This window comes from Candidatus Laterigemmans baculatus (assembly GCF_010367455.1).
Taxonomy (GTDB): domain Bacteria; phylum Planctomycetota; class Planctomycetia; order Pirellulales; family Pirellulaceae; genus Laterigemmans; species Laterigemmans baculatus.
This window is the reverse complement of sequence record NZ_WRPR01000037.1, coordinates 1-22,057: the sequence shown is the minus strand read 5'-3', so window position 1 is coordinate 22,057 and position 22,057 is coordinate 1. Positions and strand designations below refer to the sequence as shown.

General features: G+C 63.0%; 18 protein-coding genes and 1 tRNA gene. 15 read left to right on the top strand and 4 right to left on the bottom strand.

The features are described from left to right. Window positions 1-24: 24 nt before the first annotated feature. The 4 genes from atpD (at window position 25) to GNK13_RS08005 (ending at window position 5,438) form a co-directional block, all read left to right on the top strand. Complete coding sequence (gene atpD / locus GNK13_RS08020) at window positions 25-1,476, top strand: F0F1 ATP synthase subunit beta (protein ID WP_164101991.1); 1,452 nt, start codon at window positions 25-27, stop codon at window positions 1,474-1,476. Window positions 1,477-1,479: 3 nt separating this feature from the next. Continuing rightward, a complete protein-coding gene (gene atpC, locus GNK13_RS08015; RefSeq protein ID WP_164101990.1) occupies window positions 1,480-1,875 on the top strand; it encodes an ATP synthase F1 subunit epsilon in 396 nt (131 codons plus the stop codon). A 235-nt stretch (window positions 1,876-2,110) separates the two neighbouring features. Next, window positions 2,111-4,831 carry a hypothetical protein gene (locus GNK13_RS08010; RefSeq protein WP_164101989.1) on the top strand — a complete coding sequence of 907 codons (2,721 nt, stop codon included), beginning with the start codon at window positions 2,111-2,113 and terminating at the stop codon, window positions 4,829-4,831. Window positions 4,832-4,895: 64 nt separating this feature from the next. Further along, window positions 4,896-5,438, top strand: coding sequence for a hypothetical protein (locus GNK13_RS08005; RefSeq protein WP_164101988.1), 543 nt, complete (start codon window positions 4,896-4,898; stop codon window positions 5,436-5,438). Between the two features lie 229 nt (window positions 5,439-5,667). Here GNK13_RS08005 and GNK13_RS08000 read toward each other — a convergent pair whose 3' ends face one another. After that, window positions 5,668-6,408, bottom strand: a complete 741-nt coding sequence (locus tag GNK13_RS08000; protein WP_164101987.1) for a hypothetical protein — start codon at window positions 6,406-6,408, stop codon at window positions 5,668-5,670. Between the two features lie 276 nt (window positions 6,409-6,684). On the opposite strand from GNK13_RS08000, the gene GNK13_RS07995 reads away from it, so the two are divergent. The 8 genes from GNK13_RS07995 to GNK13_RS07960 all read left to right on the top strand — a co-directional run bounded on the left by GNK13_RS07995 (window position 6,685) and on the right by GNK13_RS07960 (window position 15,445). Continuing rightward, window positions 6,685-7,212: an RNA polymerase sigma factor gene (locus GNK13_RS07995; RefSeq protein ID WP_164101986.1), complete on the top strand. Its 528-nt coding sequence runs from the start codon at window positions 6,685-6,687 to the stop codon at window positions 7,210-7,212. Further along, window positions 7,209-7,916: a hypothetical protein gene (locus tag GNK13_RS07990; RefSeq protein WP_164101985.1), complete on the top strand. Its 708-nt coding sequence runs from the start codon at window positions 7,209-7,211 to the stop codon at window positions 7,914-7,916. Before GNK13_RS07995 ends, GNK13_RS07990 begins: the two co-directional genes overlap by 4 nt. A 156-nt stretch (window positions 7,917-8,072) precedes the next feature. After that, window positions 8,073-9,650: a hypothetical protein gene (locus tag GNK13_RS07985; RefSeq protein ID WP_164101984.1), complete on the top strand. Its 1,578-nt coding sequence runs from the start codon at window positions 8,073-8,075 to the stop codon at window positions 9,648-9,650. Window positions 9,651-10,077: 427 nt separating this feature from the next. After that, the gene (locus GNK13_RS07980; RefSeq protein WP_164101983.1) at window positions 10,078-11,556 is read left to right on the top strand and encodes a DUF1559 family PulG-like putative transporter; all 1,479 of its coding nucleotides are present in this window, start codon (window positions 10,078-10,080) and stop codon (window positions 11,554-11,556) included. A 164-nt stretch (window positions 11,557-11,720) separates the two neighbouring features. Beyond that, window positions 11,721-13,319 (top strand): alkaline phosphatase D family protein, encoded by a 1,599-nt coding sequence (locus GNK13_RS07975; RefSeq protein ID WP_203328986.1) that lies wholly within the window; start codon window positions 11,721-11,723, stop codon window positions 13,317-13,319. Between the two features lie 61 nt (window positions 13,320-13,380). Then, entirely contained in the window at window positions 13,381-13,518 is a 138-nt protein-coding gene (locus GNK13_RS07970; RefSeq protein WP_164101982.1) for a hypothetical protein, read from the top strand. A gap of 147 nt (window positions 13,519-13,665) precedes the next feature. Then, window positions 13,666-13,739: transfer RNA gene (locus GNK13_RS07965), tRNA-Met, on the top strand. A gap of 257 nt (window positions 13,740-13,996) precedes the next feature. Further along, on the top strand, window positions 13,997-15,445 hold the full coding sequence (locus tag GNK13_RS07960; protein WP_164101981.1) for a PhoPQ-activated pathogenicity-related family protein: 1,449 nt from the start codon (window positions 13,997-13,999) through the stop codon (window positions 15,443-15,445). An 87-nt stretch (window positions 15,446-15,532) separates the two neighbouring features. Here GNK13_RS07960 and GNK13_RS07955 read toward each other — a convergent pair whose 3' ends face one another. Then, complete coding sequence (locus GNK13_RS07955; RefSeq protein WP_164101980.1) at window positions 15,533-15,970, bottom strand: RidA family protein; 438 nt, start codon at window positions 15,968-15,970, stop codon at window positions 15,533-15,535. A gap of 398 nt (window positions 15,971-16,368) precedes the next feature. Here GNK13_RS07955 and GNK13_RS21900 point away from each other — a divergent pair, with 398 nt between their 5' ends. Beyond that, a complete protein-coding gene (locus tag GNK13_RS21900; protein WP_164101979.1) occupies window positions 16,369-18,009 on the top strand; it encodes a protein kinase domain-containing protein in 1,641 nt (546 codons plus the stop codon). Between the two features lie 340 nt (window positions 18,010-18,349). Continuing rightward, window positions 18,350-19,996: a peptide chain release factor 3 gene (locus tag GNK13_RS07945; RefSeq protein ID WP_203328985.1), complete on the top strand. Its 1,647-nt coding sequence runs from the start codon at window positions 18,350-18,352 to the stop codon at window positions 19,994-19,996. A 33-nt stretch (window positions 19,997-20,029) separates the two neighbouring features. On the opposite strand, the gene GNK13_RS07940 is transcribed toward GNK13_RS07945, so the two are convergent. Next, window positions 20,030-20,398 carry an ArsR/SmtB family transcription factor gene (locus tag GNK13_RS07940; protein WP_164101978.1) on the bottom strand — a complete coding sequence of 123 codons (369 nt, stop codon included), beginning with the start codon at window positions 20,396-20,398 and terminating at the stop codon, window positions 20,030-20,032. Between the two features lie 104 nt (window positions 20,399-20,502). Here GNK13_RS07940 and arsM point away from each other — a divergent pair, with 104 nt between their 5' ends. Continuing rightward, entirely contained in the window at window positions 20,503-21,411 is a 909-nt protein-coding gene (gene arsM / locus GNK13_RS07935; protein ID WP_164101977.1) for an arsenite methyltransferase, read from the top strand. A 1-nt stretch (window position 21,412) separates the two neighbouring features. Here arsM and GNK13_RS07930 read toward each other — a convergent pair whose 3' ends face one another. Further along, entirely contained in the window at window positions 21,413-21,844 is a 432-nt protein-coding gene (locus GNK13_RS07930; RefSeq protein ID WP_164101976.1) for a 6-pyruvoyl trahydropterin synthase family protein, read from the bottom strand. Window positions 21,845-22,057: the final 213 nt, after the last annotated feature.

Here is a 22,057-nt window from a genome sequence, read left to right as displayed (position 1 = left end):
CCTTTCAATCGAGTACTATCCACGATGTCCACCGCCACCACCCCAGGCGTCGGCCGCGTCACCCAGGTGATCGGATCGACTTTTGATGCTGAGTTCGCCGACAACCAAATGCCGGCGATTTACAATGCCGTCAAGATTCAAGGCGAGCACAAAGGCGTCAAACTGGATCTGACCGGTGAGGTTCAGCAGCACCTCGGCGGCGGCCGCGTCCGCATCATCGCGCTTGGGAGCACCGAGGGGATGATGCGAGGGATGGAAGTCATCGATACCGGCAAGCCGGTTACGGTGCCGGTCGGCAAGGAAACCCTCGGCCGCGTCTTCAACGTGCTCGGCGATGCGATCGACCAGCGCGGACCGGTCGCCGCCGAAGATCACTGGCCGATTCACCGCCAAGCCCCGCCGGTCTCCGAGCTCTCGACCAGCACCGAAGTCTTCGAGACGGGCATCAAGGTCGTCGACCTGCTGACCCCGTTCGTCCGCGGTGGTAAAGCCGGTCTGTTCGGCGGGGCGGGTCTCGGCAAGACGGTTATTTTGACCGAGTTGATCGCGCGGATCGCCAGCAGCCACGGTGGTTACTCGGTGTTCGCCGGCGTCGGTGAGCGGACCCGCGAAGGGACCGACCTGTGGTTGGAAATGCAGGAGACCGAGATCGGCCAGACCGGTCGCAAGGTGATCGAGCAGACCTGCATGGTCTTCGGCCAGATGAACGAGCCGCCGGGATCGCGTCTCCGCGTGGCCCTCTCGGCGCTGACCATGGCCGAGTATTTCCGCGATACGACTGGCGCCGATACGCTGCTGTTCATCGACAACATCTTCCGCTTCTCGCAGGCCGGTAGCGAGGTCTCTGCGTTGCTCGGCCGAATGCCGTCGGCGGTGGGTTACCAGCCGACGCTGGCGACCGAGATGGGTGCCCTGCAGGAACGGATCACCTCGACCAAGAAAGGTGCGATCACGTCGGTGCAAGCGGTCTACGTTCCGGCCGACGACCCGACCGACCCCGCTCCGGCAACCGCCTTCGGTCAGCTCGACGCGTTCATCTACCTCGAGCGGTCGATCTCGGAAAAAGGCATCTACCCGGCGATCGACCCGCTGGCGTCGAACTCGCGGATCCTCGACCCGCAGCACGTCGGCGAACGGCACTATGCGATCGCCCGCCGCGTCCAGACGATCCTGCAACGCTACCGCGAACTGCAGGATATCATCGCGATTCTCGGCGTCGACGAATTGAGCGAAGCGGACAAGTTGATCGTCCACCGCGCTCGCCGCATCGAGCGGTTCCTCTCCCAGCCGTTCTTGGTCGCCGAAGTGTTCACCGGCAAGGCGGGTGAGATCACCTCGCTGGCCGATACCATCCGCAGTTTTGAAGAAATCTGCGATGGCAAATGGGACCACCTGCCCGAGCGGGCGTTCATGTACGTCGGAGCGATCGAACAAGCCGAAGCTCAGGCGAAGAAGATGGCCGAGGAGGGCAAGTAACCGATGGCGATTCGCTGTGTAGTGGTAACCCCGGAGCGGACCGAGATCGATCGCGAAGCGTCGTACGTGACGCTTCCGATGTACGACGGCGAGCTCGGTGTGGCAGCAGGCCGAGCGCCGCTGATCGGGCGGCTCGGCTACGGTCTGCTGAAACTGCAAACCGAAACGGGGACGCAGCAGCTGTTCATCGACGGCGGCTTCGCTCAAGTCGAAAACGACGTCGTCTCGGTGCTGACCAGCCGGGCGATCCCGGCCGAGCAGATCGATGCGGCGGCGGCCGAGCGATCGCTCAGCGAAGCCCTGGCGATGCCCGGCAATACCCCCGAGCTGCGATACATCCGCGACGCGGCCCAGCTCCGCGCCCGCGGCCAATTGCGAGCCGCCCGCGCACCGCACTGAGATGCCGCACTGAGATAGAGTCTCGCTGCGATGCCCAACCACCACCCTCCCGCGAGCGGGAGGGTGACGAAGGTTTATCCCTCTCGCCGCCACTTGAACCATTGCCGGACATCTCATCCTCCCCCGGCTAACTCTCCTCCACCGGCCGCGGTTCTGGATCGCCGCGATTCTGCTTTGGGTCGCGTGGCTCTTCGCCCCCTGTCTGCTCGGCTTCGAACGGCTCGCCTTCCGCGACGTGAGCCAGTTCTATCTCCCGCTCTACGGCCAGCTCGGGGAGCGGATGGCTGCCGGCGGGCTGCCGCTCTGGAACCCTTGGGATCGCTTTGGGGTTCCCGTGGCCGGGGAAACGACGACCGCAATTTTCTATCCGCCGCGACTACTGTTTGCGTGGTTGCCGGCCGATGACGCGATGACGCTGTATGTCGTCGGCCATCTCTTGATCGCCGGCAGCGGCGCGTTCTGGGTGGCCCGCTGGGCTTCGCAGCATGAACGGCTTTCGGCGCAGCCTTCGGGTACCAGCGGAAGCATACGACGAGCCGACCTCGCCTCACTGGCCGCCGCGGTGATCTACCCAGCCGCTGGTCCCGTCTTCTTCCTCTACACCAATCCGCCATTCCTAGTCGGAGCCGCGTGGCTCCCCTGGGCGGTCGGGGCAATGCTCCGCGCAATCCACCGTCCCTCCCTCGGCGTCGTCACCGTCGGGTCGTTGGGGCTCGCGATGGCCATTCTCGGTGGCGATCCGCAGACCGCTTTCCATGCTGCCTTGTTTTGTGGCCTGTACTGGGCGACGCTCCGCGGCCGAGCCTACTGGAAGCGTCTGAGCCAGCAAAACGAGGCGGTTGTGCCGAAACCGCAACTGGTGCCCTTGCTCGCCTGTGTGCTGCTCGCCGCCGGACTCGCTTCGCTGCAAATCCTCCCCGGGGCTGCCTGGTCGCTCCAGAGTTGGCGCCGGGCAACGGCCCCACCGAGCATCTACAGCCGGATGGCTTCCGCCATCGACGCTCCAGCGGCACCCGCAGAAGCCCCACACCCCACACGCTCTGCTCCGGCCGAAAAGACGACTCCGGCTCAGCGGGCCAGCGTGCGTCACGCGACCGACGTCTACGACTACAGCATCGCTCCCTGGCACTGGGCGGAGTTCGCTTCGCCTTTTGTTTCCGGAGAGCTGTTTCCGGTGAACGGCCGGCTGACGCGATTGATTCCGGGCGAACCGCGGATGTGGACGCTGACGTTGTACGCTGGCCTGTTGCCGCTCATCGGCCTACTCGCCGGGCCGCTCGCTCCCCGCCGCTGGACGGTCTGGCAAGGTTTGGTGGTAGCCGGCTTGTTGCTCTCGCTCGGAGATTTTGGCGTCGGTCGTCTGCTGCGTGTTGGCTTGCAAGCGGTGGGTCTGCCGATGCCGGCCGACCTATCGGACGCGGCCGGGGGCAGTTACTGGTGGCTGGTGACGTTCGTGCCAGGCTATGGCCAGTTTCGCTATCCAGCCAAGTGGCTCCCCTTCGCGGCTCTCGGCGCGGCGGTTTGGACCGCCCTGTTCCTCAGCCCGTCGATGCGGCACTCGTGGCGCCGCGGCGGATGCGTCGCCTGGGGAATTTGCTTGGCTGCCGTCGCCGCATTCGCAATCAGCTGGCTCCCCGGGTTCCGCGCCGTCCTAGAGGCCCGCATCGCGGAAGGCGATTATGCCGACCGCCTCTGGGGCCCACTCAGCCTGGCCACCGGGCTCCATCGCCTGCGGTGGTCGCTGTGGCTGACGATCATGCTCGCCGCCAGCTACGGATGGCTGTTGCGGCGAGGTGGACAGCAGCGGAGTCGTCCGCAGCGCATGGTGCCGCCGAGGCTCCGCTCGCACGGTGCGGCGCGTCGTCTTGCTCGTGCTCATTGTGTACCCATTGCGCTAGCGATTCTGTTAGTCGATTTGGGGTGCTCCGTCTCGTGGCAGCTTGCGACGGTTCCTCGCTTCACGGTCGCGTCCGCCGAGCCGACAGCCAACGAGCCGCCCCGACGGTTCCTTTCACGAGTCAATTCCCAAGATTGGCCGTCGCATTGGCAGCGAACGCACTCGGCTGATCGGCTGCGGGAAGTCGAAGTCGCGCAGCGCCAGCTGTGGTTCCTGCGTTGGCATTTGGCCGACTCCGCGGCAGTCACCAATTCGGCTGTCTCGATCGCCTCGGTTCGTTCAACGCTTTTTTGGCATGAGGCTCGACAGTACGCGTTCGAGCTCCCCGCCGCAGACCGCGGCCGGTTCGTCGAATCACTGCACCGTTACCTGGGTATCGCCGCGACGGTCGACCGCCGAGAACCAGCTCTGGTGCCGCCACCGCTACCAGCTCTGGCCGAGCTCACCGTCCGCCCTCACTTCACACCTGTCCGCGACCCGCTGCCGCTGGTCCGCTGGCACTCCACTTGGAGCGTCACCAACGACCAGCAGCGGCTCAGCTCCACCGAACAGATTCGCAGCGAGCTGCACGCGCTGTTCGGGGAAATTCTCGCTCGAGAAGGAGCGGCGAGTCCCCGGATCGAAGGAAGTGAACTTGCCACGGAGAATTCACAGAGTGGCGACCCCGGCGAATCGCCTGCGGGCTCAGCCCATGCGGCTCGCGTCAGGCTCCTCTCGTGGCGCCCTGAGCGACTCCAAATCCTCGTCGACGCCCCTGCCGCCGGACTCGTGACAGTCCAGCAACTTCAAGACGGTTTCTGGAAAGCTCGCATCCGACCAGCCCCCGTGCCGACTCGCGAGGGTGCAGCCGCGCGAGTCGACTCTCGCGACGAACCGCGGTGGGAACAGCGCCGGGTCCACCGCGTCGACGCGATCGCGCAAGGGGTGCTCGTCCCGCCGGGTCGCCACGTGCTGGAGATCTACTACCGTCCGGCTTGGCTCGTTCCAGGAATCTTCATCACCGCTTCGACTATTGTTGGACTCCTTTTCTGCGGATACCGAATCCACCCCCCACAGTGACTGCCGCTGTTACAATGGAGTCCAATCGGCCCGCTTGATCCCTGCACTTCAGCGAGGTTCAGAGATGCTGTACCGCCTCCTCCTTCTGCTCCTTGTGTGCGGGGCTTCAACCTCCGCCACGATCGCCCAAAACTCCAGTTCGCCCGAAACGCTGCCCTCCACGCTCTCCGGCTTTCTGCAACCCGGAGTCCGACTCGGCGTTACACCGAAGGGAGATTCACAGCACCTGGAATTGCTGATCTTTTCGGACAAGCATTTTGAGATCTTACAAGATGCGAAAATTATGGATGAGGAGGAGTTAGCGGCCAAGCATCCGGAGTTCGCAGCGGCGAGAGACGCTGAGCTGAAGCGGTTCAGCGAGTCGCTCAAGAAACGAGAACCCGATCTGCCACCGGGGGTGAAATACGGAGAACCGCGAGTCGAATTGTACGTCTCCCGAGAGACTTTGCTGTGCACGGTCGTGAGCGTGGGTGAGAATTATTTTCTCGTCACGTATGGAATCGATGAGGTGAAGCGGAAGGCCTTTGCCACCCGCTTCGTCACCAGCATCGCCTGGCAAGACGAGCTCCCCCTATCGCCCGCCGTCTCCCGAATCCGCGCGGAGTGAATTGCTTAATGCAATATCAGCCGCCACGCGCTAGCGTCCGGTTCTCACGAGCGCCGCGGAAAATTAAACGGGCCCTTGAGCCGCAGGCGCTAGCCTCGGGCCCAACCCGGTCCGCGCCGTAGCAAAACGTTGCGCTGCAGCGGCGGTTAAACACGAGCTCGATCCGTTCGGCAGCGCAGAAGAACCCGCGGCTAGCGCCGTCGGCTCAGGATGTTCTGACAGATCCCCGCTAACACCTTCGATCGGGCCGGTTGATGGCGAAGGCTAGCGTCGCGCCGAGGACGAGTCCGGCCACGACGAGCGTGGCGATCGGTAGCGGCGGAGGGAGATCCTCCACGCCGGTTCGCATGTTGACTCCCAGCACCGCACAGAGCGTCACCAGCGGAAAGAAAAACGCGGCGAGCGTATTGAGCCGAAAAGCGGAGACGGCCATTTGACGGCTCGAACGCGACTCCTCCTCGGCCCGCCGAGCCACCTGAAAGTCGAGGGCGTTCTTGGCGTTCGCGTATAACAAATCGGCCGTCCGCTCGATCTCATAACTGAGGTCGCGGAAGTTGATCAGGTTGCGGTCTTCAGGGATGGTTTTGCGAGCTTCTTGCAGCACGAGGTGCAGATGCGAGGCGGCGCGGTGCAGGGGGGCGAGGCCTTCGAGCACCTCAAAGTAATCGGCCGCACTCGTCGCCCGCTCTTCCATCACGTCGAACTTCTGTACCGCATCGGCGTATTCCGCCAAGTGCTTCGAAAGCCCAGCGACTCCACCCCCCACATCGTTGGAAGTCCAACTGCCATCGGGCTTCCGCCAGAAAAATCGCCCGCGGCGCTGCACTTCATCGGCCGTGGGTGGCAAGTGCAGCACCAGCAGCAAATGGCCGTCGGCAGCCATGACCCGCTGCCGCCCCGGCCGCTCTCCCAGACGCTCACGAAACACCTTCGGCACGTCCCACATGGGAGGCAGAATCGATCGCTCCATAAATTATCTCCCACAAACCCAGTTGCCCTCTCTCGGGCCGCCATTCTAGCCAGTGCCGGGAACCGGGTTGGCTGCCTGAATCGTTTAACGGCAAGCCGAAGGCGACTGCTTTTCAAAACACAATCGCCTTCGGCTTGCCGTTAAACGAGAAATTTTTTTCTCCCCAGGTGGGAAATTCGCTTTTCAGCCGTGACTCATGCATAACGGACGGGAAGTCGCAACGGATCGGCCGAATGCCGCTCCAGTCGTACCAGGACCTCAGGAGAATCAGCGGACGTGGATCGGATCAGCCCAGACCGCCTCCGCGAGTTGATCGATGCCCATGGAGCGGCACTGACGCTCTATGCCCGCCAGTGGTGCTGGGCTCCGGAAGATGCCTTGCAAGAAGCGCTGATCGAGCTGCTGCGACAAGATCCCGCTCCCGACCATCCGCTCGCCTGGCTGTTCAAGACCGTTCGCCGCCGCGCTCAAAACCTTGCCCGAGGTGAGTTCTGCCGGATGCAGCACCACCGCCGTGCAGGCGAGCTACGGCAGGCATGGTTCACCAGCAACGGCGATCTCGAAGTCTCAGCAGAGGAGTTGGCCGGGATGCTCGCGCACCTGCCATCGCTGGAACGAGAGATTGTGGTCGCGCGGGTCTGGGGAGAATTGCCATTCGCCCGCATCGCCGAGCTCGTCGACATTTCCTGCAGCGCCGCCCATCGGCGGTACCAGCGAGCTCTCGAACAGCTCGCAGAGATGATAGACGCCCCCGCAGATTCCTCGCCAAAACCGTCGTCGGAACCACAGAGGAACCAATCATGAATTGGAACGGTCAATCGCCGAACACCCGCGACGAGCGGTTGCGAGAAATCGAGCGACAACTTCAATCCGTCCGGCCGACGCCCCCGTCGCTCGACGAGGCTGCCTGGAGTCGGATCATCGCCGCTTCTCAAACTCCCCTCGCAACACCCTCCGAAACCGTCATGCAGCCCCAGCCCCAGCGACAACGCTGGCTCGGCTTGGCTGCGGGAACCATCGCCGCGATCTGGCTCAGCGGCGTCGTGGTTGGCTCGAGTGTGATGTTTTTCGTGATGGATCGTGAGCCGGAGATCGCCGCGAAAGACGATCGGCAGCCTCGGGTCACGATGGCCCCTGAGGCAGTTGAGCGCAAGGCAGACGCTCCCGAATTAATCGTTTCCGAAACCGTTGTTCCAAAGAGTACCGAGGCCGAGAAGGGGACATTGCGGCAGACGCCTGATCCTCTCAACAAGGGTTGGTCGAGCGGCCCGGTGCTAGGTATGCAAACTCCGCTGCGACCATTCGGCCACGAGTGGATGGAAGCTCCCTTGTCCGTCGTGTCTCTCACCGATTCGACGAGTCCACCGTCACGCTCCCGAGTGCGGCTCGAGCAAAGTGAATCGCAGCGTCAACTCGCGAGCACGTTTGTGCCTCCGCCGAAGGCAACGCCCCAGCGAATCTTGGAAGATCTGATATCGGACGGAATCACCATCGGTCAGCCCCTGTAGGTACCGGAAGCCCTGAAGGGGCCCCGACAAATCAGCCCAGGGCAAAGCGCCGCGGCAACGCCGCAGAGCGACGCCCTGGGTCAAGCCACCCCCGTACGTCCCCGAGCCCTGTAAGGGCGAAACACCAATCCGCATCGCCCCAGGAGAGGTCCACACATGCGACGCCCGCCAACCTTCTACCCTCGACTCTTCGCGATTCTCATCGCCACCGCTCTACTACATCTCCATTCACCGGCCGCCGCCCAGGAACCGGAGCTTGAGGGTGTTTGGATCGAAGAACGACCCCCAGGAGGCCCCATCACGCAGACGATGCGGTTGACGTTACACCCTCAAGCCGAGCCGCAGCCGCCCCTCAAGTACCGACTGCTCCCGCGCGAATCTCAAATGCTCGACGGAAACGCGGCCATCCATTACCTCAAAGCGATGGGTTTTCTTGAACAACAAGCGGCCCAAAAGAGGCTTCAAGAAATCATCACGGAGTCGATGGAACGCGTCCGTCAAGAACGGAAAGATATCGATGAAGTCCCTCCTTATTCCTGGCAATCGACGAGACCCGAAGAGCTGCCGCTAGAGGAAGTCAAAGAGTTTCTGAAGCTGACCAGCTTCCAGCTTTGGCCACTCGAAGAAGCCGCACAACGACGGCGAGCCGATTTCGACCGGCAACTCCAAGAACAGGACGAGATCTGGGCTTATCTGATCCCAGAAATCCAGTCGATGCGCGAGCTCGCTCGCCTCCAACGGCTTCGATGCCGCGTCGCAATTGCTGAAGGCGATACCGAGCAGGCATTAAAGATTCTCGGCCAACAGTATGCGATGGCCCGGCACCTGGGGCAGGACGAGTTTGTGATCTCCGCTTTGGTGGGAGTTTCAGTGGGAGGTGTGGCTTGGGAAGACGCCTTGCATTTGATCCGCCAACCCAACGCGCCGAATCTGTACTGGGCATTCGCGGCACTGCCGCGACCCGTGGTGGATATCCAGCACGAGCTCGACACAGAGGCTGAATGGCTGCCAATCGGGGTCAAGGTACTGCGAGAGGTCGACGAGACGCCTCGCCAAGCGGGCTACTGGCAAGGCTTCATCGACCGCTTGATCCCGCAGCTCGGTAGCCTGGAAGCGGAACTGGCGAAATTTGGCGTGCGGCTCCCGGACGATCCAGTTGCAGCCCGAGCCACGTTCGCCGGTCTGATCGCTGCAGCTTATCCCGGCGCCAAGCAATACCTAATCGATCGGGGACAGCTAGACCGTGAACGGATCGAGGAGTATCCGACCGCGCAGGTTTTCTTTCTGGCGCTGCTCCGTTACCACGAAGAGCGCCAGCAAGAAGCCATCAAGTGGGCGCACCTTCCCTACTGGCAAGCCAAGCCGCACTTGGACGACTTCGCGGAAACGGTGAGAGCGCAAGAGGAGCAAATTGGGTGGACTGCGTTGCCAACGGAATTGATATCCGTCCCCATCGTTAGTGTCCTGCAAGCTGTCGCTCGCATGCAGCAGCAGATCGCTCTCATGCAAACCATCGAAGCGATTCGCATGGCCGGTGCCGTGAATGGGGGCAAGCTGCCTCAGAGATTGGAGGACCTACCGCTTCCCGCGCCAGTTGATCCCTTCACAGGCCGGCCTTTCGACTACCAACACCTGGGGTCGCACGCCGTGCTCAGCGGTGCCGCACATCCGCATCTGCAATACCGGTTCGTGCTTCGGTTCGATCCCGAAGATTCATCAGCCGCCACGCGCTAGCGTCCGGTTCTCACGGCACTCCCAGGAACCGGGGGCTAGGCCCTGTCAGAAAACCCGGCGATTTTACTCTTTTGAGCCGTAGGCGCTAGCCTCGGGCCTCGCAGCCCCGGAATTTCCGCTGCAGCACCCGCGGCTAGCGCCGTCGGCTCAGGGTTTCCTGACAGGGCCTAGCGCCCGCGGCGGCTGATCCAACTCACCCCCCACCTAATCTATTGCGAGGTTCTTACCAATGTCGCGCCGAACCCTTTTCTCTCACCACACCTGCTCCGCTCGGCTCTTACCACTACTCGCCGGTTTGTTGTTGGGATCTCTCATCGTTTTTAGTGGCTCAAAGAAATGTGCTCGAGCCGACGACCCCACCACGGCAAAGAGCGATGCGGCATCCCACGATGCGGCACTGGTGCAACCGTTGATCCTGGATCGAACGGTGCTAGTTGCTAAGTTCGATCCCACAAAGTTAGATCCGCCCGAGCTTGCCACGGTCCTCCCGCCAGAGCTCGTCAGTGATAATGAGATTGCTCGACAGATCGAGCGACAAACCGCAGAGCTACGCAAAGCAGTCGACGCGCTGCGAGCGGCCAGCGGAGGCCAACCGATCTACGCCACCATGGGCATTCCACAATCTCCTACCGATCGCCCGCTGTTCTTCGTCCTCGAGCACTCTTCCAAGGTCGACCGTGCAGCACTCCTCGATCAATTGCGAATCGCCGCCCCCGAGATCGCTGCGGACGTCCGCGACGGCAAACTGATCGTCGCTCCAGTCAAAGAAGACCGCATCGATGCCGTGCTCGACAGCTTGCAGCCGGTGCCTCGTGAAGAGCTTGCGGCAGCGTTCGAATCGGTCTCCTCCTACCCGATTCAGTTGCTGGTCCTGCCGCCCGATTATCTCCGTCGAACGATTGAGGAGTTGGTTCCGCGGTTGCCCGAGGAGTGGGGCGGGGGACCGAGCGAGATCTTTACCGAGGGCGTCCGCTGGGCGGCAGTGGGGGTCGATCCCGCGGAGCTTCGCGCGATGGTTGTTTGCCAGTCGAGCAGCGAAGACGCGGCTGAGCGACTGCGAAACCATCTGCCAGAGCTACTGAAGCCGGGGACGCTGCTGCGAAAGGGCCTCGAAGCAGCGTTTGGGATCGACGCGGCGTCGGAACCGGAGGCTTTCGATGCCTGGCTCGCTGGCGTTCGCCCTCTGGTAGAAATCCGCCGCCAGGACGCTCGCGTGGTCTTGCGGCTGGAGGAGCAGGGGGCAGTGACCGCCGCTTTGCCGCTGCTCGCTCGAGCCATTGGCGAACTCCAAAGCCGGGTTCGGCAGAGCGATCACTTGGACAAATTCAAGCAAATCCTGTTGGCGATGCACAACCATCACGACGTGCATGGCAGCTTTCCGGTGAAGGCCGAGTTTCGCGACGAGGAGGGCAAGCCCTACCTCAGCTGGCGCGTCCACCTGCTGCCGTATCTCGATGAGCAAGAGTTGTTCGAGCAGTTTCGCTTAAACGAGCCTTGGGACAGCCCCCACAACTCGCAGCTAGTCGCCAAGATGCCTGAGATTTATCGATCTCGGCTGGTGACCGAGCCGGGCGAGACGACGTTTCTCGCTCCAGTTGGTGAAGACACGGTCTTTGGCGGCGCCGAGCCGACGCGGTTTCAGGACATGACCGACGGGACGAGCAACACCGTCGTCCTGGTCGAAGTGCAGCAAGAACGGGCCGTTCCGTGGACGGCTCCCCAAGATTACGCCTTCGACCCCGAATTACCGGCGGCCGGCCTGCAGCTCAGCGACGACGGAACGTTTTTAGCCGGCAACGGAGACGGCAGCGTGCAGCGGTTTCGCGGCGCCGCCTCGCCGGAGCAACTGCGGCGACTGTTCCGCAAGAGCGACGGCAATCCGTTAAACTTCGAGGAGCTCCGTTAGCTGGACAGCGCCACTTCGAATTCGTTCGCAGCGGAACCGCTCGCGCGAAAATCGTTTAACGGCAAGCCCCAGGCGACTGTGTTTTAAAAAGCAGTCGCCTGCGGCTTGCCGTTAAACGACTGCGCCACTAAACGTCCACGCTTTCCCGCAATCGCCTCCCGCGCATGCCTTCACCGAATGCTTCCGCCGATCCCGCTCAGCTGTTAAAGAGAGTCGATCGGGTCGAGGAGCCTGTGCGCGTCGGTCCGCTGCTGTACTTCCGCGGCTGCGATCGCGGGCGGCTGAAGCTAGCTGCGGTGCTGGTCCGGCCTGAACAGCTCGAACCCCCGCCGGTCACCGTCGAGGAGCAAGCGATCGAGCCGGAAGTCCTGCTTCGCCACGACGGGTACGTGGGGCTGCGGTACGAGTTCTCGCTGCCGCTTGCCACCGGCGGCAGCTATACGGTCGGCAAAGAGCGGTTCAATGTGGCGGGCGTTCCCGAGGACGGATTGCGGATCGCTTACCTCTCGTGCAACGGGCAGGAAAGCGGCGACCAGCAACGTTCCCTTTCGGAGCGCAACACGATGTGGCGACGGCTGGTGCAGCAACACGTGGCCGACCCGCTGAGCCTGCTTCTGCAGGGTGGCGACCAGCTTTACGCCGACGAGATGCTCGACGTGCACCCGGATGTCCGGGAGTGGCGGGAAGGTTCGAGCGACGATGCCGCGGCGCTTCCGCTCCCCGCTGCGGTGCCCGAGCAACTCCGCAGTTACCTGCTCAAGAGTTACATGCAGCTGTACAACCAGCCGGCGCTGGCTTGGCTGTTGGCTCGCGTCCCCTCGCTGTGCATGTGGGACGACCACGATATTTGCGACGGCTGGGGCTCGCTGTCGGCCGAGCGGATGGATTCACCGATCGGCCGAGCGGTGTTCGAAGCGGCGCGGGAATACTTTCTCCTGTTCCAGTTGGGCGCCACGTCGAATCACTTGCCGCGGATCTGTCAGGATCCGAGCGGAGCGACGCTGACCTGGATGGCGGTGCTGCCCGGCGTGCACCTGATCGCTCCCGACCTCCGCTCCGAACGCCGCCCGGAGCGGATCCTGGGGCCTGCAGGCTGGGCAGCCCTGGAAGACTGCCTCACCGCCTCCGAGGAACCGAGCCACGAAGAGCACCACGTGTTCGTTCTATCGAGCGTCCCGGTCCTCGGCCCGCGACTGTCGTGGGTCGAAGCAGTGCTGCGCTGGATTCCGGGAGCTCAAAAGTACGAGGACGATCTGCGCGACCAGTGGCAAAGTCACGCCCACCGCGAGGAATGGCGGCGAGTCCTTCGCGACTTCTTGGAGCTCCACGAGCGCCGCGTCTCTCCAGTCACGCTTCTCTCGGGAGAGATCCACTTAGCCGCCCGCGCGACGATGGTCGCCGGCTGCGGCCCGCTGCATCAGCTGATCGCCTCGGGGATCACTCACCCCGCTCCCTCGCGGTGGTACGCTCGAGTTCTCGGCGGGCTAGCCCGGATGGGCGAAGCGCCGCTGCCAGCACATCCAATCCAGCTCCACCCGCTCCCGGGACAGCGTGGCATTTACGCTGCCGAGCGGAATTACTTGATGCTCGAGCGCCGCCAAGGACGCTGGTCGGCGTGGTGGGAGCTGGAGCACAGCGGAGCGACTCCGCCGCTCGAGCTGTCCCGCGTCGCCGCGCCAGTCGCATCTGTCACAGGCCAGCCGCCAGCGAATCGCCGGTCGACGAGTCCACACGTTCCCACGACCGATGGAAGGACGACTTAGATGGCTGGAGAAAAGGTGACAGTCGAGGAGCGCGAGTACATTCCGTTGTCCGACCGACGTGGTGGGCAAGGTTCTCTCGACCGCCGGCTTTCTGCTCATGCTCAGCCTGTCGATCGCGATTCTCTACCAGCAGACCCGCCGATACCTGCGGGCGAAGCGGCACCCGGAACCGGCCGCGGACGAAGCGGAAGAGGTCTGAGGAGAACTTGGGCTTGCCCGGAGCGGCGGGCTGGGATACTTTTTTCGGTGCTGCGGTCACCGCCTGAGGCGTAGCGGAGCGGGCTCTCGACGAGCCCCCTTTGACACCCCTCGGCGAGAATCCTAAAGTAAGACCCAGCAACAACTTGGCGGAATAGCTCAGCTGGTTAGAGCAGCGGAATCATAATCCGCGTGTCGGGGGTTCGAGTCCCTCTTCCGCTACTGCAGAGAACAGCCGCAAAACAGCGTTTGACCCCGGTTTTTCCGGGGTTTTTTTGTGCCCCGACTCAACCTTCTCCGGGTTAGAGCGGGGAAGTCAAAGCACAAAAAAGCGTCCCGATTGCTCACGTTACCGCTCACCTATTTCGGGCGGCTGAGGGACGCATCGATCCCCCCATCTCGGCGGCCGGCGTGTAAGATGGCTCCACTTCGCTGGACGTTTCGATTTCTTCACCAGACGTTTTGGGGCGAGCTTTCCGATGATGCATCGACTCTTTGTTGCGGCAGGCCTGTTGGGGGTGCTCGGCTGGTCTTCGGCGTTGGCGGTGGCGGAGGAAGCGGCGGTCGCCGATCCGCGGCCTGTGGTGAGCACCGAGGCCAACACGGCTCCCACCGCACTCGACCGCTATGTGGCCGCCGAAGATCCGGCGTACGAGTGGAAGCTGCGGTCCTCGCGGAAGGAGATCGGATCGACCGTTTACGTCCTGGAGATGGTCTCGCAAAAGTGGCGCGCGTCCGACGACGTCAACCGCACCGAGTGGCGGCACTGGCTGACGATCGCCAAGCCCAATGGAGTCACCGCCGACACCGCGATGCTGTTCATCACGGGCGGGGCCAACGGCGGCGAGCTGCCCGAGTCGACCAGCCGCGAAGCGCTGCTGCTGGCGGGGGCGACTCGCTCGGTCATCGCCGAACTGAAGATGGTCCCCAATCAACCGCTCGTCTTTCATGGCGACGGCACGCCCCGAAAAGAAGACGACCTGATCGGCTACTCCTGGGACCAGTTCCTCGAAACCGGGGACGAGCAGTGGCCCGCTCAGCTCCCGATGACCAAGTCGGCGGTCCGGGCGATGGACACGATCCAGGAGTTCTTAGCTAGCGACGAAGGGGGGAACTTCGAGGTCGAGAAATTTGTGGTCACCGGTGCTTCGAAGCGGGGCTGGACCACGTGGCTCACCGGTGCGGTCGACCGCCGCGTGGTCGCGATTGCCCCGATCGTGATCGACGTATTGAATGTCAACGTTTCGATGAACCATCACTTCGCCGCCTACGGGTTCTGGGCGCCGGCAATCGGTGACTACGTCCACCATCAGATTCCCCATCGGCGGTTCGAGCCGCGGTACCGCGAATTGCTCCAGATCGTCGACCCGTTCGCTTATCGCGATCGTTTGACGATGCCCAAATGCATCATCAACGCCAGCGGCGACCAATTCTTCCTGCCCGACTCGTCCCAGTTTTATTTCAAAGAACTGCCCGGCGAAAAACACTTGTGCTATGTCCCCAACAGCGAACATTCACTCCGCGGGACGAACGCGATCGATACGCTGGCCGCCTTCCATTACACGGTGGTTCATGGGATCGAGCGCCCGCGGCTGAAGTGGGAGTTTCCGGACGCCAACACCATCCGCGTCTCCGCTAGCGACTCTCCGACGAAAGTCACTCTCTGGAAAGCAACCAACGGCGAGAGTCGAGATTTCCGCACCGACACGATCGGCCGAGCTTATGAGAGTGAGCCGCTCACTCCCGATGCCGAAGGCGTTTATACAGCCACGGTTCCCACACCTGAGGCCGGCTGGGCAGCCTTTTTTGTGCAGTTCGAATTCGATGTCGACGCGCCAACGCCGCTGCGGATTTCAACTCCCGTTCGCGTCGTTCCCGAAGGCCTCCCCCACGCCGATACCCCCGCCCCGGTCATCGAAGCGGAGTGACGGTCCGTTGTTGCCAGACTACTTCCTCAATGGTGCGAAGCGGGCCGAATCATATCGTCGAGACCGTGAAAATGAGCACCGGCCGGATCACTTGATCTCGAAGATGGCTTCGATTTCGACGGCCGCGCCGGTGGGCAGGGCGGCAAAGCCGAGGGCGCTGCGGGCGTGATAGCCGTCTCCCTCTTTGCCGTAGATTTCGTGCAGCAAGTCCGAGGCGCCGTTGATGACCAAGTGGTGATCGGTGAAGTCGCCAGCCGAGTAGACGCAGCCGAGCAGCTTGAGGACGCGGAGGTTGTCGAGCGTGCCGTGGGCCTGCCGGACCGAACGGAGGACTTTGATGATGCAGTCGCGGGCGGCCTGGTAGCCTTGCTCGACCGTCACGTCCTTGCCGAGCACGCCCTTGAGGTCGCTGGTGTGCCCGGAGGTGATCAGCAGGTTACCGGTTTGCACACAGAGATTCAGGTATCCCGGCTCCTGAGTCGGAAACGTCAGTCCCAGGTCCTGCGCTTTTTGATCCGCCCCCATCTTCAGGCTCCTTGTTTAAATCGTGGTTGGCAGTTGGGGTCTGTCAGAAGACCTTGAGCCGACGGCGCTAGCCGCGGGTTCTGCAGGGGCAACCCCTTGGGCTGCGCCGCCCGAGGCTAGCGCCTACGGCTCAAAAGGTCGAATCCAGCGGGTTTTCTGACAGGGCCAAAGGTCGATCCTCCAACGGAGGCTGCGACAGCCTGCCAAACCCCCCGGAGTTGTGCAAGCACGGTGACGGGATTTTGGCTCCCGCTGGGCGAGCCTAGCCCCCGGAAATGCCAGTGTTTTTGTTCAGTCCGGCGCGGGTTGTGCACTTTCTGAAAGTCGGCCGAGCCGCCTCCATCGCTGCGGCCACGAGGTGTTCCCGCAATTCCGCGCGATCATGCACAGGGAATGCGATGACTCGCAACCGTGCCAAGACCGATGAGCCTTCACCCCTCGCACGCCCGAAACTCGGGCCCGCAGTCGACCCGCAGGACGTCCCGGACGCACCCGTAGCGGATCCACCGCAAGCCTCGTTCATCGCCGACCACCTGCGGGAGACCTCCGGCAACTACCTCACTCCGCCCCCGAACAGCGCGACCTCTGCGGACTTATCGCGCGAGGGGACGGGTGCCCGCGAAGGGACGGGAGCTCGAATCCCCTTGGGTCCGACCGCGACGAGTCTCGACGCGGGCTCGACGGACCGTGACGCCACCGACTTTGAAGTCGTGCAGCCGGAGGAGGAATACTTTGGGACGCTCGGGCGGTACGAGGTGGAGCGGGAAATTGCCCGCGGTGGCATGGGCGTGATCCTGCTGGCGCAGGACGAGGAACTGGGGCGGAAGGTAGCGATCAAGCTGATCCTCAGGAGCCACCAAGACAAGGCCGACCTGCGGAGCCGCTTCATCGAAGAAGCGCGAGTCACCGGCCAACTGCAGCATCCCGGGATCGTGCCGATTTACGAGATGGGGCAAGCTCCGGATGGACGGCCATTTTTTGCCATGAAGCTGGTTCAAGGCCAAACGCTGGCGCGGATGCTGGCCGACGCCTCGGGGTCGGCTTGGGAACGCTCGCGGTTCATTAAAATCCTCGAGCAGGTGAGCCAAACGTTAGCGTATGCCCACTCCCGCGGGGTGATCCATCTGGATCTCAAGCCCGCCAACGTGATGGTCGGCACGTTCGGCGAAGTGCATGTGATGGACTGGGGCCTGTCCCGGGTCCAACAGGGCCCGGTCTTTACCCGCTCCGGATCGGTCGGCCCAGGACGCAAGGTTCCTTCCCAGAGCCGCGGGCAAACCGCGCCCGAGACAGATCGCGGCCGTGGATCCTCGCGGCGGAGCGACCAGCCCACGACTCGTATCACCGGCACCCCCGCCTACATGGCCCCCGAGCAAGCCCGCGGCGATCGGGTCGATGCCCGCTCCGATGTGTTCGGGCTCGGCGCGGTCCTCTGCGAAATCCTGACTGGCCGGCCTCCCTATCGCGGCGAGGACGTCCGGCAAGTGTACGGTCGAGCGGCCAACGCGGCGCTGCATGAAGCGATCAGCGGATTGGAGGCCAGCGATACCGACGACACCCTGGTCTCGCTGGCCAAATGGTGCTTGGCTCCCAAACCCGCCGATCGGCCCGCCGATGCCGGCGTAGTCGCCCAGGAGCTAACGAGTTATCTCGAATCGGCCCTCGAGCAAGCTGAGAGCGATCTAGGACGATTCTTCGAACTCAGCGGCGACCTGTTCTGCATCGCCAGCCTGGACGGGTACTTCAAACGCGTGAACCCCAACTTCTATCGCGTCCTCGGCTACTCCTCGCCTCAACTCGTCACCCACCCTTTCCTCGACTTCATCCATCCCGACGATCTCGAGGCGACCAAACAGGTCATGGTTGGACTGGCAATCGGCAAACCGATCTCGCGGTTCCGCAACCGGTATCGCGACATCCATGGCGAGTATCGCTGGTTCGAGTGGACCGCGAAATCGATCCCCGCTGAGAACATCATCTTCGCCGTCGCCCGCGACGTGACCGAGGAATACGGGGAACCGGTAGCCGGGGGCCGGTAGCCGGGGGCCGGGGGCCGGGGGCAGGTGGCAGGTGGCAGGTGGCAGGTGGCAGGTGGCAGGTGGCAGGTGGCAGGTATTCGCTCGTACTCAGCGCAGCGGTACTCGTACTCGTACTCGATTCGCTCGCTGTCCTCTGCACCGGCCAATCGATGCGCTGAGTACGAGTACCGCTGCGCTGAGTACGAGTACCGCTGCGCTGAGTACGAGTACGAAAACGAGTCCGAGTTGGTCGCGGGTTGTGGGGCTGTAGGGCGGTTGCTATCGTCGATTCTCTGCGTCTGTACCCCTCTTAAGCCGCTTCGGACTCCCGGAGCTGTGGCTTCCTACACCGAAGCGAAACGTGAATTCGATCGATCCCCAGGTCCAACGCGAGGTGCTGCGGCGGCGGACGTTTGCTATCATCTCTCACCCCGACGCCGGAAAAACGACGCTCACCGAAAAGATGCTGCTGTTCGGCGGCTGCATCGACGTTGCCGGGGCAGTCCGCGGCCGCAAGACGCAGCGGTCGGCCACCTCGGACTGGATGGAGCTCGAAAAGCAGCGGGGGATCTCGGTCAGCTCGACCGTGCTGACGTTCGAATTCGAAGGCAAGCGGGTCAATCTGCTCGACACGCCCGGGCACCATGACTTCAGCGAAGACACCTATCGGACGTTGATGGCCGCCGATTGCGCGGTGATGGTGATCGACCTTGCCAAAGGGGTCGAAGCGCAGACGGAGAAACTGTTCCGCGTCTGCGCGATGCGGCGGATCCCGGTGCTGACGTTCGTCAACAAAGTCGACCGCCCGGGGCAGGAACCGCTGCAGATTTTGGCCGAGATCGAGAGCAAGCTGGGGATCGAGCCGGTCCCCCAGAACTGGCCGCTCGGCTTTGGTCCCGACTTCCGCGGCTTGGTCGACTTGGCCACCGAGCGGGTGCATCTGTTCGGAGAGCAGACGCGGGACCGGCGGGGCGAGACGCAAACGATCGACCTTGCCGAGCTGAGCGACCAGGACGAGAACGCGCTGCAAGCGAGCATCTTGTCTCAGGCCCGCGAGGAAGTCGAATTGCTGGCGACCGCCGGCACGACGCTCGACCGCGAGCGGTTCTTGGCAGGCGAAATCTCACCCGTGTTTTTTGGCAGCGCCCTGACGAATTGGGGCGTCGAGCACTTCCTCCGCGGCTTCCTCGAGCTCTGTCCGCCCCCCCGCGCCCGCCAGAGCGACCGCGGAGCGATCGAGCCATCGCGGGCTGAGTTTGCCGGCTTCGTGTTCAAGATCCAGGCCAACCTCGACCCCCGCCACCGCGACCGGGTCGCCTTCGTCCGAATCTGCGCCGGACGCTTTGAGCGGGAGATGGAAGTGATGCACTCCCGCACCGAAAAGAAGCTGCGGCTCCGCCGAGCTCACCGCGTGTTCGGTCAAGAGCGGGAGACGATGGACGAGGCCTTTCCGGGAGACATCATCGGTCTGGTAAATCCCGGCGAATTCCGCTTGGGGGATACGATCTGCACCGGCGAACCGATCAACTTCGAGCCGCTGCCGCAGTTCTCTCCCGAGTTTTTCGCCATCCTTCGCTGCCGGGAAACGCTTCGCCGCAAACAGTTCAGCCGTGGGCTCGAACAGTTGCTCGAGGAGGGGGCGATTCAGATGTTTACCGACTCTCGCGCCGCCCGCAGCGAGCCAATCCTGGCAGCAGTCGGTGAGCTGCAGTTCGACGTCGTGCGGTTCCGCCTCGAGAGCGAATACAATACGCAGACCGACATCCAGTGGCTGCCGTTCAAGATGGCCCGCTGGATCGAAGGCGACGTGGAGGACGCGCGTCGCCTCACGCTCCCCTATTCCTCACGGGTCGTCAAAGACCAAGACGGAAGTCCCGCCGTACTGTTCCAGTCGCTCTGGGATACCGAGTATGCCCAGCGAGAAAATCCGGGAGTGCGTTTTGAAGAGGCTCGAGGTCTCAAGCAAGAGTCCCCCTCCGTGCTGACCGACGGTTCCTCCGCCGATTGAGCCAGACGCCCGCGACGATCTCGCGGGCTCCGCCTATTTCTGCTCGCCCGTCGCGTCCGAGCCGAGCGGCTTGCAGTTTTTCAGGACCACAAGATCGGGGACCGCGCAGCCGCCCACCTCGCCTTGGCAGCAGTCTTCAATTAGATATTCCAGCAGCTCGCTAATGCCCTTCAACCGGGCGGCATAGATCACCGACCTCCCCTCCTTGCGATCCTCCAGCAGTCCGGCTCCCGTGAGCTGACTGAGGTGGAACGAGAGCGTCGGCCGCGGCACCTCCAACCGCTCGGCGATTTCTCCAGCCGCAACTCCCCGCGGACCGGCCGCGATTACTAACCGAAAAATCGCCAGACGCGATTCGTGAGCCAGTGCGGAAAGCGCCTTGACAGCGCGTGACATTTCCATATTTTTAGAAATATAAAACAGTCGGCAACAGGGGCGAGGTGATCGCTGAGGAGTGATCGCCCCAGGATGTCCGACTCAATCGTAACAGGAAAAGGAGCCAAGCCATGTCCGAAAAAACGACTTCGATAGTTCGAGAAAAGTACGCTCAGACGGCGCGGAGCGGGTTGTCCAGCCGTGACCAGGGGGTCGAAGCAGTCGCCAAGGCATTCGGCTACTCCGCCGAGGAGTTGGCGGCAATTCCTGCGGAAGCCAACATGGGACTCTCGTGCGGCAATCCGCTGGCGACGGCGAATCTCCGCGAAGGGGAGACGGTCGTCGACCTCGGCAGCGGCGGGGGGTTGGATGTCTTTCTCGCGGCTCGCAAAGTCGGCCTTACGGGACGGGCGATCGGCGTCGACATGACGCCCGACATGATCGAACTGGCCCGCAAGAATGCTCAGCGAGGTCCCGACGGCAAACCGTTCGAGAACGTCGAGTTCCTGCTCGGCGAGATCGAAAAATTGCCCCTTCCCGATGCTTCGGCCGACGTGATCATCTCCAACTGCGTGATCAATCTGGCAGCCGACAAGGACGCGGTTTTTCGCGAGATGTTCCGCGTGCTCAAACCGGGCGGACGGGTCGCCGTCTCGGACATCGCCCTTAAACAGCCCCTCCCGTCGGCGCTGGCTGACAACATCGCCGCTTTGGTCGGCTGCATCGCCGGAGCCATCCTGATCGACGACTACGACGGCGGACTGCGCAGGGCCGGCTTCGAACACGTCGCGATCGTCGACACGGGATCCGATCTGACCAGCTACGCGTTGGTCGACGGTCAAGCGGGCTGCTGCACGCCTCCACCCGCTCCGGCGGCCGACGCGAAACCCGCGTCAGTGGCGAACGCGGGACTGGCGGTCGTCGACGCGGGAGGCTGCTGCCAGACCGAGACGCTGCACAGCGACCTGGCCAAACTGTTCAGCGACCACGATGTCAACGCCTATGCCGCCGCAGTGCGGATCTTTGCAGTCAAGCCGTAGGCTACGGTTCGGCCGAGACTTCGGCAAAGCTTTCGTCGGTTTCCCAGATCACGACCTTCGAGGCTCGAGCCCCCGTGCCTTCGAGGATTTTGGGACAGACCTCTTCGAGCAGGTAGCGAGCCATGTTCTCGGCGGTCGGGTTGTAGGGCATCACGAACAGCCGATGCGGCTCGACCTGGCGGAGCGCGGCGATTCCGTTCTCGTCCTGATCCCACAGCAAGAACGCGTGATCCCAGTGCTCGTCGAGCCAGCCCTTGCAGCGCGCTTTGAGGTCCGAGAAATCGATCAATCGACCGACCGCGTCCTGCTCTTCGCCAGTCACATAGAAGTCGGCGACGTAGTTGTGCCCGTGGAAATTTTCACAGCGTCCACCATGCATCCGCAGGCGATGGCCGGCACAGAAGCGGATGCGACGCATGATTGTCAAAGCCATGACGGCGAAATTCCTGCGAATCGAGGCGTGGGGTTTGGGGCGAGTCCAGTTTGACCGATCTCCCAGTAACCGACAAAACCCCTTGCAGCGAAACATAGGAGCGCTGCGATCATCAGCCGCCGGGGGCTAGCCCGGATATTTCATCCGCTGATGGATTTTAGGCTCGGGGCGGCTGATGCGGTTGGATTTTACGAGAAGAGGCGGGCGGGCGGG

What these genes read in the sequence shown, in the direction of transcription:
- atpD (WP_164101991.1), top strand. Translation starts at nt 25, where the DNA reads ATGTCCACCGCCACCACCCCAGGCGTCGGCCGCGTCACCCAGGTGATC.
- atpC (WP_164101990.1), top strand. Translation starts at nt 1,480, where the DNA reads ATGGCGATTCGCTGTGTAGTGGTAACCCCGGAGCGGACCGAGATCGAT.
- GNK13_RS08005 (WP_164101988.1), top strand. Translation starts at nt 4,896, where the DNA reads ATGCTGTACCGCCTCCTCCTTCTGCTCCTTGTGTGCGGGGCTTCAACC.
- GNK13_RS08000 (WP_164101987.1), bottom strand. Translation starts at nt 6,408, where the DNA reads ATGGAGCGATCGATTCTGCCTCCCATGTGGGACGTGCCGAAGGTGTTT.
- GNK13_RS07990 (WP_164101985.1), top strand. Translation starts at nt 7,209, where the DNA reads ATGAATTGGAACGGTCAATCGCCGAACACCCGCGACGAGCGGTTGCGA.
- GNK13_RS07985 (WP_164101984.1), top strand. Translation starts at nt 8,073, where the DNA reads ATGCGACGCCCGCCAACCTTCTACCCTCGACTCTTCGCGATTCTCATC.
- GNK13_RS07975 (WP_203328986.1), top strand. Translation starts at nt 11,721, where the DNA reads ATGCCTTCACCGAATGCTTCCGCCGATCCCGCTCAGCTGTTAAAGAGA.
- GNK13_RS07960 (WP_164101981.1), top strand. Translation starts at nt 13,997, where the DNA reads ATGATGCATCGACTCTTTGTTGCGGCAGGCCTGTTGGGGGTGCTCGGC.
- GNK13_RS07955 (WP_164101980.1), bottom strand. Translation starts at nt 15,970, where the DNA reads ATGGGGGCGGATCAAAAAGCGCAGGACCTGGGACTGACGTTTCCGACT.
- GNK13_RS21900 (WP_164101979.1), top strand. Translation starts at nt 16,369, where the DNA reads ATGACTCGCAACCGTGCCAAGACCGATGAGCCTTCACCCCTCGCACGC.
- GNK13_RS07940 (WP_164101978.1), bottom strand. Translation starts at nt 20,398, where the DNA reads ATGGAAATGTCACGCGCTGTCAAGGCGCTTTCCGCACTGGCTCACGAA.
- arsM (WP_164101977.1), top strand. Translation starts at nt 20,503, where the DNA reads ATGTCCGAAAAAACGACTTCGATAGTTCGAGAAAAGTACGCTCAGACG.
- GNK13_RS07930 (WP_164101976.1), bottom strand. Translation starts at nt 21,844, where the DNA reads ATGGCTTTGACAATCATGCGTCGCATCCGCTTCTGTGCCGGCCATCGC.